Here is a 13,960-nt window from a genome sequence, read left to right on the forward strand (position 1 = left end):
TCCCCGTCCCCAACGACCGGGTCTAAGGAGCCGGCCCCGTCCCCGGGCCGGCTCCGCCATTTCTGGCAGCGGCTGCCAAAATTGATCCAATTTCGATGGCAGGTGTGTATTCGCGCCGCCATATGTTGAGAAGATGTCAGCCGCAGGAGGTCTTATGCCGACCGAAGCTAGATCACCACGTCTTGCGGTTCTTATCGATGCCGACAACACCTCCGCCAAGATCGCCGACGGCCTGTTCGAGGAGATCGCGAAGATCGGTGAGGCCAGCGTGCGCCGCATATATGGCGACTTCTCCAGCACTCGGTCCAAGGGCTGGGCGGACATATTGGCGAAGCACGCAATCATTCCGCAGCAGCAGTTCGCTTATACCACTGGCAAGAATGCTTCCGATATCACACTGGTAATCGACGCGATGGATCTGCTGCATAGCGGCCGCTTCGACGGTTTCTGTCTGGTTTCTTCCGACAGCGATTTCACCCGGCTTGCCGCACGCATTCGTGAACAGGGTGTCGATGTGTTCGGGTTCGGCGAGCAGAAGACCCCGGAGAGCTTTCGGCAAGCTTGCCGCCGGTTCATCTATACCGAAAACCTTCTTCGCAGCCCGGCGAACATCCCGGATACCGCGCCTCCATCGAAGCCGCTCCAATCATCCAGCGCTGCGCTGCCCATACTCAAGAAAGTCATTGGCCAGATGGACAGCGAAGATGGCTGGGTGCTGCTCGGCACATTCGGAAAGCAGCTCTCAAACCTCTTCTCCGATTTTGACCCTCGCACCTATGGTTTCGGCAAACTGAGTGACCTGGTGAGGAGTACAGCCGAATTCGAAATCGAAGCGCCCAAAGGGGGAGCCATGCGTATTCGAATCAAGCCTGCGGCCGGGAAAAAGGGAAAAATCAAATCAGCCTAACGACAGGCGCTTGGCCTGCAGAGGATCACGGCTGCCCAGCGCATCCGACATCCTTTGCAAGGGCGGCGGATCGAGGCATTGTAGGCCGTTGGTTTCGTCCTCTGGATCACCGCGATGCTGGAAATCCCGGAAGATCGATGCGAGCGCCATCGTCTGTTCAAGGCGATCGACGATGCCTTCAAGGCCGGCGATTTCGAGGGCCTCGGCGTGGCCTTGGGCGGTTCGCCCGGCTGGTTCGACGAACGCATGCCGTTCGAACTCGGCCTCGGGCATCCGCTGGAATATGCCATCTATTGGAGCCCTGTCGGTTTCATCTCGACCTTGCTGGATGCGGGTTCGGATCCAAATTACGGGGATCACGGCGGGTTTCCGGCAATCATTGCAGCGCTGTCTACCGACCGGGCCGACCGACTGGAAATCGTCCAGCTGTTGATCGAGGCCGGCGCCGATCCCGACATGCGGGGCGTGAACGACTGGACGCCGCTACACTATTCGGTGGCCATCCGCAGCGCCGACGCGATCCGCTTGCTTTTGGCGGCGGGCGCCGACCCGACGCTCAAAACCCGCATCGATGACTATACGACAGCCGCCGAGGAAGCCGGCAATGCCGGCTTTGAAGCCGGCGCGTCATTGTTGCGCGATGCGATGGCCGGGCGTGGCTCCAACGGACAGTGAGTCAGCTCGCGATTAAAACGGTCGGCGACAGCTGTTGGCCAGCCAGCCTCAGACCTTCTTCAGCCCGGCCTTGAAGCGTTTGCCGTTGGCGACGTAGTGGGCGGCCGAGCCGTGCAGCCTGGCGACGGCCGCGTCGTCCAGCACCCTGATCGCCTTGGCCGGCGAGCCGACGATCAGCGAATTGTCCGGAAATTCCTTGCCTTCGGTCACCAGCGCGCCGGCGCCGACCAGCGAATTCTTGCCGATCCTGGCGCCGTTCAGCACAATGGCGCCCATGCCGATCAGGCTGTTGTCACCGATCGTGCAGCCATGCAGCATGGCCCGGTGGCCGATTGTGCAGCCCTCGCCGATGGTCAGCGGAAAGCCAGGATCTGTGTGCATGACCGTATCTTCCTGCACATTGGTGTCGGCGCCTATAATGATCGGCTCATTGTCTCCGCGAATGACGACCCCGAACCAGAAACCGGCATTGCGGCCGACTTGCACGTTGCCGATCAGCGTCGCATCGGGCGCGATCCAGTTTGTGTCCGCGTCCGCGAAGCTGGGCTCCGTTCCGTCGATCGCATAAAGCGGCATTGTCGGTCTCCGAATCGTCTCAGATGCCGGACCCTAGGAGACCGATCGTCCATGAGGCAATGGCAAGCACGACGATGCCGAGCGCCAGGGACCAGGCGATCGCCGTGCAGCCGCATGAGAGCAGCGCCATCGTCGAAATGCGGTTTTCGCGGCGGGCATCGAGGGCATCGTTGACCAGCATGAACGGCCCGGCGCCTGCGGTGGCGGCCAGTGAGCGCAGCACATGCGCCGGCGACACATAGGGCTCGGTGAAGGCGACCTTGCGGCCCGACAGCAATTCCATCGTCGAACCCGTCAGCCCGCAAACCGTCAGCCCGACGACAAAAGCAAACAGGAAGAGTTCCATCTCAGCCATCTTAACCTTCCATTTACCATGAAATCGCACAGTCGTTTCAGGAAGGCTGCAAGAGCCGTGCCGCGCGATGTGTGCCGCCTGGGGACACAAGACGGGCGGTTGGGATGAGGACCGAGATGAAGCAGGCAGCGATCGCCGACGGCCCTGAACTCACCGTGGTCGATTCCACGCTGATGAAGCGGGTGTTCTATGCCTTCGCCGCACTTGCCCTGCTGTCGGTGGCGATCAGCCTTGGCGGCAAGTGGTTCGGCCATACCATCGCCATGGCCGGATATTCCGACGACACGACGATGCGCCGGGTGGTGATCGGCAACAATGTGATTTCCGTGTCGGCTAATTTCATCCGTTTCGACCAGGCCCGGCGCGACGGCATCGCCTCACGTCTCGACCTTTATCTGCGCTATCCCCCGATGGACGGTTACAGCGAGGCGGCCCGCGACGATTTCAATCACTCGGAAGCCAACAGAAGCATCATCTTCCTGTCGTTCGAACAACAGATGATGTCGCGCGACATGAGCGGCCGGTTCGCGCCGATCTACAGCGCGCTGATCGTCCAGCCCGGCGTTCCGGGGCCCGGCGGCACGACGGTTTACGGTTTCAACGAGAAGTCGGGCTATCTGAACGAGGTGCTGGTGGTCGGCAAGCGCGGGGGCAAGGATCCCTTCGTGGCCCGCTGCCTGAGCGGACCGAGTGCCGATCAATCGCTGGCGCCCTGCGAGCGGGACATCCATGTCGGCGACGATCTCAGCCTCACCTACCGTTTTCCCAAGGAATTCCTTGGCGACTGGCAGACGCTCGACGCGGCGATGACGGCAGAGGCCGGGCGAATCCTGAAGACCGGACATTGAGAGATTAAGGCAGGCCACGCCCGGCGCGGCCTGCCGTTGGATTGCGAGCTCAGCCCAGATCGATGTCGAGGATCGCCATCGAGAAATTGTAGTCGCCGTCGTCCTCGTCCTTGAAGACGATGCCGAGGAATTCGTCGCCGACATAGACTTCGGCCGAATCTTCCTTGCGCGGCCGTGCCTTGACCTCAAGCTTGGGGTTCTGGAAGACGCGCTTGAAATAGGCGTCCAGCTTTCTGATTTCGTCCGGCTTCAACAGTCTTCTCCGATCATCGGGCTTGCTGGTTTGAAGGGCGCTTCTGGCACGTCGACAATGGCGATGTAAAGGCAAGCCGGCCGTATTGCACCGGAAGCGACAGCGCCGCCGGGCAAAATTGCAACGACGCCGAGCAACGCGACGGGGCGGAAATCAGATATCGAAGCTGATCACATGGTCCATCGTCTGCGAAGGCAGGAGCTGGTCCATCTGGCGCGACGGCTGGTCGCAACCGGTCTCGCCGACGACGCGAGCCGGCACGCCGGCAACCGTCTTGTTGTGCGGCACGGGCGACAGCACCACCGATCCGGCGGCGACCTTGGAGCAATGGCCGATCTCGATGTTTCCGAGAATCTTGGCGCCGGCGCCGATCAGCACGCCACGGCGAATCTTGGGATGGCGGTCGCCACCGGCCTTGCCGGTTCCGCCCAGCGTCACGCCATGCAGGATCGACACATCGTCCTCGATGACCGCGGTCTCGCCGACGACGAGGCCGGTGGCGTGGTCGATGAAGATGCCCTTGCCGATGCGGGCGGCCGGGTTGATGTCGGTCTGGAAGACCGAGGACGAGCGGCTCTGCAGGTAGAGCGCGAAATCCTTGCGGCCCTGGTTCCACAGCCAATGCGCCAGCCGATGGGTCTGGATGGCGTGAAAGCCCTTGAAATAGAGCACCGGCATGATGAAACGGTCGCAGGCCGGGTCGCGGTCGTAATAGGCCTGGATGTCGACACGCACCGTCGTCGGCCATTCCTTGTCGTCGGCCAGCATCGATTTGAAGGTCTGGCGGATGAGGTCGGAGCCGATATCCTGATGGGCAAGCCGCTCGGCGATCCGGTGGATGACCGCCTCTTCCAGGCTCTCCTGGTTGAGGATCGTCGAATAGAGGAAGGCAGCGAGCAAGGGGTCGCGGTTGACCGCGTCCATCGCTTCGTCACGGATCGAACGCCAGATCGGGTCGACCGGCTGCAACGCGCTGTGGCGGGAAATACTGATGCTGTTCATCGACGTCTCGTCCTGCGTCCTGCTGGCTTGCCTGTTTTCCGGCCGCACATATAAGCCAGATCATAGCACGATTGAACTCAATTTTCCTTAGTGCATTGTCAAATGGATTTGGTTCGCGGGAATTCAAGCAGCCATGGAAAACGAACCCTTGATCGCCGGACCCCGAAAGGCGGCCTTCCGTGCCTGGCTGCGGGGAAGGCGTAGAGCGATCTGGTGGCAGGCTCAAGGTCAGCGCGGCGCCGATGACGCCGCGCTGCAATGGACGCCGTTCAAGTCGGCAGCGGCGTGCCGGCCTGTTCAGCCACCATATATTCGGCATACCAGTCGGGCCAGTTCACATCGTGCTGTCCGCCCGTCCTTTTCTCGTGTTCGCCATGTGCGGCCGCCGCACGCCGCAGCGCCGCGGCAAGCTCGCCCGACGACGTGAATATCGTGTCGCTGGCATCCACGCGTCCAGGCAATCGCTGGGTGATTTCCTGCAGTATGGAGCTGTTGCCATCCGGATCGCTGAACGTGACATAGGATGAATAACTGCGCCCTTCCGGATGCCGGCCGCTGATCGGCGGCTGCCCAGGCCCGGCGCGATGAAACACCTCGCTCGCCTCGACGCCGCGCGCCACGAGTTCGGCATGCGCCGCCACGATATCGGACACCACGAGATAAAGCCCCTTCGCCGAGCCTGGCGCGGCTGATGTCAGGCCCTTGCCGAAATGGATCGAGCACGGCGAACCCGGTGGCGTGAATTGCACGACCCTGAACGCGTCGCCGACGACGAAGTCCGCGTCGAGCCGCCAACCGAGGCCGCCATAAAAACGCTTGGACCGATCGGCATCCGCAACGGCAATGATGACGGCCTCCAGCTTCATGTCGATCGTCCCCGGTCTTGGAGTCTCGCTGCTTAGAGTATTGGCCATGTCAGCCTCCCTGGCTTGCATATTTCCTGGACTGGCAACATTCCCCAGAGCCCCGGCCCATGCAAGGTTCGCAGTGATTGGGTCTTTGACTCCGAAGGGCTGAGATCGATTAACTGGACGGATGATAGAAATGAAAGACCAGCCTTTGATCGACGCGGCCCTGAAAACCGAGCTTTCGGCGCTCTATAACGCCGGGGATCGCCACTACCACAACCTCGCCCATATCGAGGCCATGCTGGCGCTGGCCGGCGACTATCGTGCGTCGCTACATGACCCCGAAGCCGTCGAAGCGGCGATCTGGTTCCACGACGCCATCTACGACAGCAAGGCGAAGGACAATGAGGCCAAAAGTGCCGCCCTTGCCGAGACCAAACTCGCGGAGCGCACCGATGCCGGGCGCCTGGGCCGCATCAGCGCGATGATCCTCACCACCGCCACACACCAGCTACCGCAGTTCGACGACGCGACGGCTATACGCGACGCCAGCCTGTTCCTCGACATGGACCTGTCGATCCTGGGTGCCGCGCCGGATGCGTTCGATGCCTATGAACGCGCGGTCCGCCGCGAATATGACTGGGTGGCGGAGCCGATGTGGCGTGCCGGACGGGGTGCCGTGCTGAAAGATTTCCTGGCCCGCCCGCACATCTTCCATACGGAGGAATTCCGCCAGCGTTTCGAGGCGCAGGCCAGGCTGAACATGGCGCGGTCGCTGGAAACCCTGCAAAAGCCCTCGTGATTTTCGCGAGGCTTCGTCAAAAGCAAATTCTTCCGAGGTGCCGACACCATGAGCAGCAAATTCTTCCAGCCGGTCGACGCCTCGGCCGTTCCCCGCTTTGCCGGACTCTCGACCTTCATGCGGCTGCCGGCGGTGGCGAGCGCCGAGGGGCTCGACATCGCGCTGGTCGGCATACCGTGGGATGGCGGTACCACCAACCGCGCCGGGGCGCGGCACGGCCCGCGCGAGATCCGCAACCAGTCGAGCCTGATGCGGCGCGTCCACCACGTCTCGGGAACCGAACCGTTCAGCATCGCCAACGTCGCCGATGTCGGTGATCTCTCGGTCAATCCAATCAACCTCATGGACGGGTTGAAGCGCATCGAGGACGGCATCGCGGCAATCGTGGCGGCCGGCGCTATTCCGCTCGCCGCCGGCGGCGACCATCTGACGACGCTGCCGGTGCTGCGCGCCGTTGCCAGGGATCACCCGGTCGGCATGATCCATTTCGATGCGCATTCCGACACCAATGACCGCTATTTCGGCGACAACCCTTATACGCACGGCACGCCCTTCCGCCGCGCGATCGAGGAAGGCCTGCTCGATCCCAGACGGGTCGTGCAGATCGGCATTCGCGGCTCGATCTACGAGCCCGGCGAGCATAACTGGGCAGTCGCCCAGGGCATTCGTATCATCTACATGGAGGAGTTCGTCAGGCGTGGCGCGGCCAGCGTCATGGAGGAAGCGCGCGCCATTGCCGGAACCGGCCCGACCTATGTGACCTTCGACATCGACTGCATCGACCCGTCGATGGCGCCGGGAACAGGCACACCCGAGCTCGGCGGATTCACCACCCGCGAGGCGCAGGAAATGGTTCGACTGCTCGACGGATTGAACATTGTCGGCGCCGATGTCGTGGAAGTGTCACCGCCATTCGATCTCGCCGGCATGACGGCGCTGGCGGGCGCGACGATGATGTTCGAATTGCTGTGCGTGCTGGCGAAGTCGGTTCAAGCAGCGAGAGCGCCAGGCTGACCCTACGTGTCAGCATGCCAGGTCAGAGCGGATATTCAGCATAAAACTCCAGCACGCGTTGCTTGAGGGTCTTGTCGCCGACCGCCAGCATATGGTCCCTGCCCTCGATGTGAAAAGCCCTGGCGTTCGGCATCAAGGCGGCGAGCTCGTCGGGCGAACCGCCAATATCGTCCGTGGTGCCGACAGCGACCAGCGTCGGTTGAGCGATTCGGGCAATGTCGTCCTCGCTCAGCAACTCCCGCGATTTGGCGATGCAGGCGGCAAGCGCCCGACGGTCGCTGCGGGTCTGGTCGGCGAAGGCGCGGAAAGAGCGGCCGCGCGGATGGGTGGTCGCCGTCGGATCGTCGGCAAGCAGGGCCGCGGCGATCGGATCCCAATCGCCTACACCGTCGATCATGCCGATGCCGAGGCCGCCAAAGACCAGCGTCGCCACCTTGTCCGGATCGGACAGTGCCAGGAACGCCGCGATGCGCGCTCCCATCGAATAGCCCATGACATGAGCCCGTTCGATGCCGAGATGATCGAGCAAGGCGGCGGCATCCGAGGCCATTTTTGCAGGCGTATAATCGGCCTCGTCATAGCTCTTCGATGACGAGCCATGGCCGCGATTGTCGAAGGCGATGGCGCGGTAACCGGCATCGTTGAGCGTCTTGAACCAGCCGGGTGACACCCAGTTGACATAGTGGCTCGAAGCGAAGCCGTGGATCATGAGCACGGGATCGCCCTCGCCCGAGGCCGGCTGGCGGTCGAGGAAGGCAAGATCGAACCCGTCATGGGAAAAAAACTGCATCGGAAGGCTATCCCCGGCGCTCAGTTGGAATCGACGTTCGGGGAATCGCCCTTGTCCGACGGTGGTATGCCAGGGCCAGATATTGTGCCGACTGCCGGGTGACGCAACAGGTCGCCATATTCGATGCCGTATTTGGCGGCGGTGCCGGCCTTGAGCTCGAGCACGAAGCGCACGGGTACGCCGGGCGAGATGATGGCCTGGGATTGCGGCTCGCCATGCTTGATGGCTCGGATCTTGCCATCCTGGCCGACAAAGATCAGGTCAAGCGGCATCGGCGTGTTCTGCATCCAAAAACTGACCTGCTGCTGTATTTCGAAGACGAACAGCATGCCGTGATCGTCCGCCATGTCCTGGCGATACATCAAGCCGGCCTCGCGCTCTGTATCGGTGTCGGCGATTTCGATTGAAAAGGAGCGATTTCCTTCTTTCGTCACAACGACCAGCGGCGTCGGGTCGACCGGAAGAATCATCGCCCGGCTGTCGGCCGAGGTCGGACGCTCTGAATAGAAGAAAGCGCCCAAGGCCACGATCAAGGTAGCAAACGCGCAAAGCACGCCCGCCGTCAGCCAGTTCCTGTGAGCCATCCAAAATCCTCGACCGGAAATCGTCCTAGACCATGATCCCGAAAAGTGGAACCGGTTTCGGACAAGATCATGGTCAAACAAAGAGGAGCTAGAGCCTGAACCACCCCGATTTATCGGGATGGGCCGGTTCTAGTGCGAAACCGGCAAGGTGCCCATATCGGGGTGAATTTCGGCGGCCATAAGGCCTTTGTCACCGCGACCGAAACGGACAAGCACGACCTGCCCCGGCCGAAGCTCGGTGATGCCGTAGCGGCGCAAGGTTTCCATATGGACGAAAATGTCCTCGGTGCCCTCGCCGCGCGTCAGGAAGCCGAAGCCCTTTGTGCGGTTGAACCACTTGACCAAGGCGCGTTCGAGCCCGCTCTCCGGCGTTACCGCGACATGGGTGCGCTGCTCCTGCATTTCCGCTGGATGGACAGCGGTGGTGACATCCATGGAAAGCACCCGGAAAGCCTGCAGCCCGCGATCGCCCTGCTTGACAAGGCAGACCACGCGCGCGCCTTCCAAGGCTGTCTGAAAGCCGTCCCGCCGAAGACATGTCACATGGAGGAGGATATCGCCCGAAACACCGTCATCGGGAAGGATGAACCCGTAGCCCTTGGCCACATCGAACCACTTGATGGCGCCGGCAATTTCGGTCAGGTCGGCGGCATCACCGCCTTCGTCGCGCTTCAAGGCGTCGCCAAGGGTTCCGGCCCGCCCCGTCAAAGAGGCCTTTTCCCCCATAAGAATGCCCCCTTTTTTGCAAGAACACCGCAACTGATTCTTGACACCAGATTAACACCGCGGCTTCCGGTGTGTGCAAGACCTTCCCTGCCTTTTTTCACGGTTCATTGCGGGAATACCGGATTTGTTCTTTGCCGGCATCGCCGGCCGCGGGAGATTGCCCTTTCGCCGGGCCGACCCTATGTTCGCCGCACCCCAACAGATCGAGGAAAACTCATGCGCTATCTGCACACAATGGTCCGCGTCGCCGATGTCGATGCCTCGCTCGACTTCTACTGCAACAAGCTCGGGCTGAAGGAAGTTCGCCGCTATGAAAACGAGCAAGGTCGCTTCACGCTGATCTTCCTCGCTGCCTCCGAAGACGAGCAGAGCGGCATCAACGACAAGGCACCTTTGGTCGAACTGACCTACAACTGGGATGCGGAAGACTACAAGGGCGGGCGCAATTTCGGCCACCTCGCCTATGAGGTCGACGACATCTACGCGACCTGCCAGCATCTGATGGACAACGGCGTCATCATCAACCGGCCGCCGCGCGACGGCAACATGGCCTTCATCCGGTCGCCGGACGGCATCTCCATCGAGCTTCTGCAGAAGGGCCCACCAAAAGCCAAGGCAGAGCCCTGGTCGTCGATGCCGAATACCGGAAGCTGGTAGCGATCACACCATGTTGAAGGGAGGCGGCCGGGCGATAAGCCGGCCGCCTTTGCCGTTTCGCATCATCCCACCTATCTGACCGGTCATCGCGCCCGACCGGCAGGCCGGCGCCCAGACCAGGAGAAGTCATTCATGCCATCCAGCCATGCCGACGTCGCCACCGAGCACGCCAGCCGCTACCTGCAGCAGTTGTGCAAGCACTGGGCGCACAAATTCCCCGTCGAATTCAACCCGACCCACGGCACCATCGACCTGACGTCGCTGGGACGAACCGTCATGGACGCCGATGCGAGCGCGTTGCACATCACCGTGTCGACGGATGAAGGCGGATCGCTAGAGCGTCTGGAAAGCGTCGTGGCCGACCATATCAAGCGCTTTGCCTTCCGCGAAGAACTGACCTTCGACTGGAGGCCAGCCACGGCGGCGTGATCAGGCTAGTTTTTACCGGCCTGGCCGGCCATCTCCAGCAGCGCCAGCACCGAGCGCCAGTTGCGCGCGGTGCCCGGCACCTTCAGTACACGCGGAATGAGGTTGGCAAAGACTGACTTGCCGAGCCCGTCCGGCGCGCTGAGGTAGAGCACGTCGCCCTTGACTTCGAAGCGCTCGGGGCCGGTGCATTTCTCGGCCAGGCGCGCCACCTCTTCAGCAGTCGGCTGACGCTCCAGCGCATAGGCATGGAGCTTGGTGTGGTCAGAGGCTGCTTCCGGATAGGGATTTTCTCTCACCAGCCGTTCGAACCAGGAGAGATCGCGCACCATGATGCGCGAATGAAAACCCCATTTCTTCTCGAACGCCGCTTCGATCTGTCTGGTCAGCGCGGCCGCGTCGCCCTTCTTGGCCTGGAACACGACATTGCCGCTCTGCACATAGGTGGCGACGTCGGAAAAGCCGAGATCCTCGAAGAACGACCGCAACTCCGCCATCTTGACGATGCGGTTGCCGCCGACATTGATGCCGGAAAACAGGGCAATGAAGACCTTTGCGCTCATATGATGAAACCCGCCAATGTCTCGTTGTCGGTGATGTCCTGATACTGGACGCCCTCGGCCTCGAAATTCGCCTTGAGCAGGTCGAAATTGCGCCGGTCCTTGGTTTCGATGCCGATCAGCACCGAGCCGAAATTGCGCGCCGACTTCTTCAGATATTCAAAGCGCGCAATGTCATCGTCCGGACCCAGCATTTCGAGGAAGTCGCGCAGCGCGCCCGGCCGCTGCGGGAAGCGGATGATGAAGTATTTCTTCAGGCCCTCGTAGCGCAGCGCCCGCTCCTTGACATCCGGCAGCCGCTCGAAATCGAAATTGCCACCTGAAACCACGGCAACAATGGTCTTGCCGCGGATTTCCTTCCTGGAAAAATCCTTCAATGCGTCGATCGCCAAAGCGCCGGCCGGCTCGAGCACGACGCCTTCGACGTTGAGCATCTCGATCATGGTCGCGCAGAGCCGGTTCTCCGGGATCAGCCGCACGGTGTCAGCGGCGAACTCCTTGAGGTATCTCAAGGGTTCGCGGCCGATCTCGGCCACCGCCGCGCCGTCGACGAAGTTGTCGACCTTGGCGAGCTTCAGCCGTTTTCCGGCCGCGAGGCTGTCATGCAGGCTCGGCGCGCCGGCCGGCTCGCAGAAAACGAAGCGCGCCTCCCGGCCCTGATCGGCGAAATAGTGCGTCACGCCGGCAGCGAGCCCGCCGCCGCCAACCGGCAGCATGATGATGTCGGGCATGCGCGCGCCCGGCATCTGGTCCGAGATCTCATAGGCGACCGTCGCCTGCCCCTCGATGATGTCCTTGTGGTCGAAGGGCGGCACCATGTGGGCGCCGGAGCTTTCGGTGAATTCGAAGGCGGCGCGATAGCAGTCGTCGAAAAAGTCGCCGACCAGCCTGATCTCGACGAACTCGCCGCCGAACAGCCTGGTCTTGTCGATCTTCTGCTGCGGCGTCGTCACCGGCATGAACACCACAGCCTTCTTGCCGAAGTGACGGCAGACGAAGGCGAAGCCCTGCGCATGGTTGCCGGCCGACGCGCAGACGAACAGTTCAGCCTGATTGCCGGCAGCAAGCGCCTTGCGGAAGAAGTTGAAAGCGCCGCGGATCTTGTAGGAGCGTACCGGGCTCAGATCCTCGCGCTTCAGCAGCACCCGCCCGCCGGTCTTCTTCGACAGATAATCGTTTTCCTGCAGCGGCGTTTCCGGAAAGATCTGGCGGATCGCGGCGGCTGCGGTAGCGACGCGGGAGGAAAAACTGGTCATCGGAAAGCCACCTTGTGCCGCATGTTTTTCGCGGACCCCTGTCATCAACCTGGCCGCAAAGCGTCTATCGTGATCCGACGCAGCCGATCCTGCCTATTGCATATCCGGGCCGGCAACGCCATTGTCCGACCCTTCATGCCCCTTCGCAAAGGGCATTCGCAAAATCCTTGCAAGCACTTGAGGGCGTTTGTTCATGCCTGTCGCATCGGTCGGCCTGAAATCCATGTCACTGCCGGAATTCGGCGAACCGACGGTGATGCCGCTGGTTGCGCGAAGCACCTATGAGGCGCGCATCGAAGCGCTGATCGCGCGCGGCGCCAGGGCCGGCCTCGATGGCTTCGCCATCTATGGCGACCGCGAACATGCCGCCAATGTCGCCTATCTCTCAGGCTACGATCCGCGCTTCGAGGAGACGTTGCTGGTCATCGTTCCCGGCAAGCAGCCAAGACTTCTCGTCGGCAATGAGGGCTGGGGTTATGCCGAAATCTGCGATGGCCCCTACCAGCGCATGCTCTACCAGACCTTCTCGCTGCCGGCGCAGCCGCGCGACCGCTCGGACGCGCTGCCCGATATCCTTGCCGCCTGCGGCTTGAAGCCCGGCCACAGGATCGGCGCCATCGGCTGGAAGCCTTTTGGCGCCGGCGATGCCGGGATCGATGAGACGACGCTCGACCTGCCGTCCTTCCCTGCCGATACGCTGCGCACGCTTGTCGGCGACAAGGGTGCGGTCGTGAATGCCGCCGATCTTTTGATGAATCCCACCGACGGCCTGCGCGCAATCAACGAGGCGGACCAGTTGGCTGCCTTCGAGTTCGCTGCGACCTTCACCTCGCAAGGGCTGCGCAATGTCCTGCAAAGCATCGAACCCGGTATGACCGAACTGCAGGCGGCGCGGCTGATGGGCATGAACGGCCTGCCGCATGGCTGTCACCCTATGCTGTCGGCGGGAAAGCGCGCCGCCTATGGCTTGCCCAGCCCTCGCCTAGACGTCATCCGGCGCGGCGATCCGATCACCATGGCCTACGGCATCCAGGGTGCGCTCAATGCCCGTGCCGGCTTCCTGGCCGAGGGCGCCTCCGAGTTGCCTCCTGCCATCCGCGACTATGTCGAAAAGCTGGTGGCGCCCTATTTCGCCGCGGTTGTCGACTGGTACGAAGCGATTGGCATCGGCACGACGGGCGGCGCGTTGTGGAAGGCGGTGCATGACCGCATCGGTGACCCGTTCTTTGGCGTCTCCCTCAACCCCGGCCATCTCGTCCATATCGACGAATGGATGCATTCGCCGGTTTTTTCCGGCTCCGACATCAAGTTGCGATCCGGCATGGCGTTGCAGGTCGACATCATCCCGGCGACAGGCAGCGACTACTTCACCACCAACATCGAGGATGGCATCGCGCTCGCCGAGGAGGCACTGCGCGAGGAAATCGCGGCGCACTATCCCGAAGCCTGGAGCCGCATCGAGGCGCGCCGCGCCTTCATGGCGGATGTGCTCGGCATCCGCCTCAAACCGGAGGTGCTGCCCTTCTCCAACATTCCGGCGTTCCTTCCGCCATTTTGGCTTTCGCGCAACAGTGCGATGGCTGTAACCAAGCGCTGACCACATTTCGACTGGACACGACTTAGTTCTGCCGCACTCTCCCTGTCCGGGAGGTGTCGCGGGGATGGATGGGCCTTTTGGCCG

18 protein-coding genes are annotated in these 13,960 nt (G+C 62.1%); 8 read left to right on the forward strand and 10 right to left on the reverse strand.

The window, feature by feature from the left end:
• Window positions 1-154 precede the first annotated feature (154 nt).
• Both AC04SF_RS23660 and AC04SF_RS23665 read left to right on the forward strand, forming a co-directional pair.
• Window positions 155-907, forward strand: coding sequence for an NYN domain-containing protein (locus AC04SF_RS23660; RefSeq protein WP_096445496.1), 753 nt, complete (start codon window positions 155-157; stop codon window positions 905-907).
• A 114-nt stretch (window positions 908-1,021) separates the two neighbouring features.
• Window positions 1,022-1,582, forward strand: a complete 561-nt coding sequence (locus AC04SF_RS23665) for an ankyrin repeat domain-containing protein (protein WP_488479748.1) — start codon at window positions 1,022-1,024, stop codon at window positions 1,580-1,582.
• 48 nt (window positions 1,583-1,630) lie between these two features.
• On the opposite strand, the gene AC04SF_RS23670 is transcribed toward AC04SF_RS23665, so the two are convergent.
• Both AC04SF_RS23670 and AC04SF_RS23675 read right to left on the reverse strand, forming a co-directional pair.
• Entirely contained in the window at window positions 1,631-2,158 is a 528-nt protein-coding gene (locus AC04SF_RS23670) for a gamma carbonic anhydrase family protein (protein ID WP_488479749.1), read from the reverse strand.
• 19 nt (window positions 2,159-2,177) lie between these two features.
• The gene (locus tag AC04SF_RS23675) at window positions 2,178-2,513 is read right to left on the reverse strand and encodes a DUF6949 family protein (protein ID WP_488479750.1); all 336 of its coding nucleotides are present in this window, start codon (window positions 2,511-2,513) and stop codon (window positions 2,178-2,180) included.
• A gap of 116 nt (window positions 2,514-2,629) precedes the next feature.
• On the opposite strand from AC04SF_RS23675, the gene AC04SF_RS23680 reads away from it, so the two are divergent.
• Window positions 2,630-3,361 (forward strand): hypothetical protein, encoded by a 732-nt coding sequence (locus AC04SF_RS23680; RefSeq protein ID WP_488479751.1) that lies wholly within the window; start codon window positions 2,630-2,632, stop codon window positions 3,359-3,361.
• A 49-nt stretch (window positions 3,362-3,410) separates the two neighbouring features.
• Here the strand turns inward: AC04SF_RS23680 and AC04SF_RS23685 are convergent, their stop codons facing one another.
• The 3 genes from AC04SF_RS23685 to AC04SF_RS23695 form a co-directional block, all read right to left on the reverse strand.
• Window positions 3,411-3,614, reverse strand: coding sequence for a DUF3126 family protein (locus AC04SF_RS23685; RefSeq protein WP_019857879.1), 204 nt, complete (start codon window positions 3,612-3,614; stop codon window positions 3,411-3,413).
• 153 nt (window positions 3,615-3,767) lie between these two features.
• Window positions 3,768-4,616 carry a serine O-acetyltransferase gene (cysE, locus tag AC04SF_RS23690; protein WP_488479752.1) on the reverse strand — a complete coding sequence of 283 codons (849 nt, stop codon included), beginning with the start codon at window positions 4,614-4,616 and terminating at the stop codon, window positions 3,768-3,770.
• A 269-nt stretch (window positions 4,617-4,885) separates the two neighbouring features.
• Window positions 4,886-5,530, reverse strand: a complete 645-nt coding sequence (locus AC04SF_RS23695) for a VOC family protein (RefSeq protein WP_488479753.1) — start codon at window positions 5,528-5,530, stop codon at window positions 4,886-4,888.
• A gap of 130 nt (window positions 5,531-5,660) precedes the next feature.
• On the opposite strand from AC04SF_RS23695, the gene AC04SF_RS23700 reads away from it, so the two are divergent.
• Window positions 5,661-6,266 (forward strand): HD domain-containing protein, encoded by a 606-nt coding sequence (locus tag AC04SF_RS23700; RefSeq protein WP_488479754.1) that lies wholly within the window; start codon window positions 5,661-5,663, stop codon window positions 6,264-6,266.
• Window positions 6,267-6,314: 48 nt separating this feature from the next.
• The gene (gene speB / locus AC04SF_RS23705; protein WP_488479755.1) at window positions 6,315-7,280 is read left to right on the forward strand and encodes an agmatinase; all 966 of its coding nucleotides are present in this window, start codon (window positions 6,315-6,317) and stop codon (window positions 7,278-7,280) included.
• Window positions 7,281-7,302: 22 nt separating this feature from the next.
• Here the strand turns inward: speB and AC04SF_RS23710 are convergent, their stop codons facing one another.
• From AC04SF_RS23710 to AC04SF_RS23720, 3 genes are all read right to left on the reverse strand, one after another.
• Window positions 7,303-8,070 (reverse strand): alpha/beta fold hydrolase, encoded by a 768-nt coding sequence (locus tag AC04SF_RS23710; protein ID WP_488479756.1) that lies wholly within the window; start codon window positions 8,068-8,070, stop codon window positions 7,303-7,305.
• A gap of 20 nt (window positions 8,071-8,090) precedes the next feature.
• A complete protein-coding gene (locus AC04SF_RS23715; protein ID WP_488479757.1) occupies window positions 8,091-8,654 on the reverse strand; it encodes a DUF192 domain-containing protein in 564 nt (187 codons plus the stop codon).
• Between the two features lie 129 nt (window positions 8,655-8,783).
• Window positions 8,784-9,380 carry a cold-shock protein gene (locus tag AC04SF_RS23720; RefSeq protein ID WP_032920553.1) on the reverse strand — a complete coding sequence of 199 codons (597 nt, stop codon included), beginning with the start codon at window positions 9,378-9,380 and terminating at the stop codon, window positions 8,784-8,786.
• A 216-nt stretch (window positions 9,381-9,596) separates the two neighbouring features.
• On the opposite strand from AC04SF_RS23720, the gene gloA reads away from it, so the two are divergent.
• On the forward strand, window positions 9,597-10,037 hold the full coding sequence (gloA, locus tag AC04SF_RS23725) for a lactoylglutathione lyase (protein WP_488479758.1): 441 nt from the start codon (window positions 9,597-9,599) through the stop codon (window positions 10,035-10,037).
• Between the two features lie 132 nt (window positions 10,038-10,169).
• On the forward strand, window positions 10,170-10,466 hold the full coding sequence (locus tag AC04SF_RS23730) for a DUF2218 domain-containing protein (protein WP_488479759.1): 297 nt from the start codon (window positions 10,170-10,172) through the stop codon (window positions 10,464-10,466).
• Between the two features lie 5 nt (window positions 10,467-10,471).
• Here AC04SF_RS23730 and AC04SF_RS23735 read toward each other — a convergent pair whose 3' ends face one another.
• Both AC04SF_RS23735 and ilvA read right to left on the reverse strand, forming a co-directional pair.
• Window positions 10,472-11,026 (reverse strand): DUF1697 domain-containing protein, encoded by a 555-nt coding sequence (locus AC04SF_RS23735; RefSeq protein WP_488479760.1) that lies wholly within the window; start codon window positions 11,024-11,026, stop codon window positions 10,472-10,474.
• Window positions 11,023-12,279 carry a threonine ammonia-lyase IlvA gene (gene ilvA, locus AC04SF_RS23740; protein ID WP_488479761.1) on the reverse strand — a complete coding sequence of 419 codons (1,257 nt, stop codon included), beginning with the start codon at window positions 12,277-12,279 and terminating at the stop codon, window positions 11,023-11,025. The genes AC04SF_RS23735 and ilvA overlap by 4 nt, the downstream gene beginning before the upstream one ends.
• 193 nt (window positions 12,280-12,472) lie before the next feature.
• On the opposite strand from ilvA, the gene AC04SF_RS23745 reads away from it, so the two are divergent.
• A complete protein-coding gene (locus tag AC04SF_RS23745) occupies window positions 12,473-13,876 on the forward strand; it encodes an aminopeptidase P family N-terminal domain-containing protein (protein ID WP_488479762.1) in 1,404 nt (467 codons plus the stop codon).
• Window positions 13,877-13,960: the final 84 nt, after the last annotated feature.

Source organism: Mesorhizobium sp. CNPSo 4671, assembly GCF_057784245.1.

What these genes read in the sequence shown, in the direction of transcription:
- AC04SF_RS23660 (WP_096445496.1), top strand. Translation starts at nt 155, where the DNA reads ATGCCGACCGAAGCTAGATCACCACGTCTTGCGGTTCTTATCGATGCC.
- AC04SF_RS23665 (WP_488479748.1), top strand. Translation starts at nt 1,022, where the DNA reads ATGCTGGAAATCCCGGAAGATCGATGCGAGCGCCATCGTCTGTTCAAG.
- AC04SF_RS23670 (WP_488479749.1), bottom strand. Translation starts at nt 2,158, where the DNA reads ATGCCGCTTTATGCGATCGACGGAACGGAGCCCAGCTTCGCGGACGCG.
- AC04SF_RS23675 (WP_488479750.1), bottom strand. Translation starts at nt 2,513, where the DNA reads ATGGCTGAGATGGAACTCTTCCTGTTTGCTTTTGTCGTCGGGCTGACG.
- AC04SF_RS23680 (WP_488479751.1), top strand. Translation starts at nt 2,630, where the DNA reads ATGAAGCAGGCAGCGATCGCCGACGGCCCTGAACTCACCGTGGTCGAT.
- cysE (WP_488479752.1), bottom strand. Translation starts at nt 4,616, where the DNA reads ATGAACAGCATCAGTATTTCCCGCCACAGCGCGTTGCAGCCGGTCGAC.
- AC04SF_RS23695 (WP_488479753.1), bottom strand. Translation starts at nt 5,530, where the DNA reads ATGGCCAATACTCTAAGCAGCGAGACTCCAAGACCGGGGACGATCGAC.
- AC04SF_RS23700 (WP_488479754.1), top strand. Translation starts at nt 5,661, where the DNA reads ATGAAAGACCAGCCTTTGATCGACGCGGCCCTGAAAACCGAGCTTTCG.
- speB (WP_488479755.1), top strand. Translation starts at nt 6,315, where the DNA reads ATGAGCAGCAAATTCTTCCAGCCGGTCGACGCCTCGGCCGTTCCCCGC.
- AC04SF_RS23710 (WP_488479756.1), bottom strand. Translation starts at nt 8,070, where the DNA reads ATGCAGTTTTTTTCCCATGACGGGTTCGATCTTGCCTTCCTCGACCGC.
- AC04SF_RS23715 (WP_488479757.1), bottom strand. Translation starts at nt 8,654, where the DNA reads ATGGCTCACAGGAACTGGCTGACGGCGGGCGTGCTTTGCGCGTTTGCT.
- AC04SF_RS23720 (WP_032920553.1), bottom strand. Translation starts at nt 9,380, where the DNA reads ATGGGGGAAAAGGCCTCTTTGACGGGGCGGGCCGGAACCCTTGGCGAC.
- gloA (WP_488479758.1), top strand. Translation starts at nt 9,597, where the DNA reads ATGCGCTATCTGCACACAATGGTCCGCGTCGCCGATGTCGATGCCTCG.
- AC04SF_RS23730 (WP_488479759.1), top strand. Translation starts at nt 10,170, where the DNA reads ATGCCATCCAGCCATGCCGACGTCGCCACCGAGCACGCCAGCCGCTAC.
- AC04SF_RS23735 (WP_488479760.1), bottom strand. Translation starts at nt 11,026, where the DNA reads ATGAGCGCAAAGGTCTTCATTGCCCTGTTTTCCGGCATCAATGTCGGC.
- ilvA (WP_488479761.1), bottom strand. Translation starts at nt 12,279, where the DNA reads ATGACCAGTTTTTCCTCCCGCGTCGCTACCGCAGCCGCCGCGATCCGC.
- AC04SF_RS23745 (WP_488479762.1), top strand. Translation starts at nt 12,473, where the DNA reads ATGCCTGTCGCATCGGTCGGCCTGAAATCCATGTCACTGCCGGAATTC.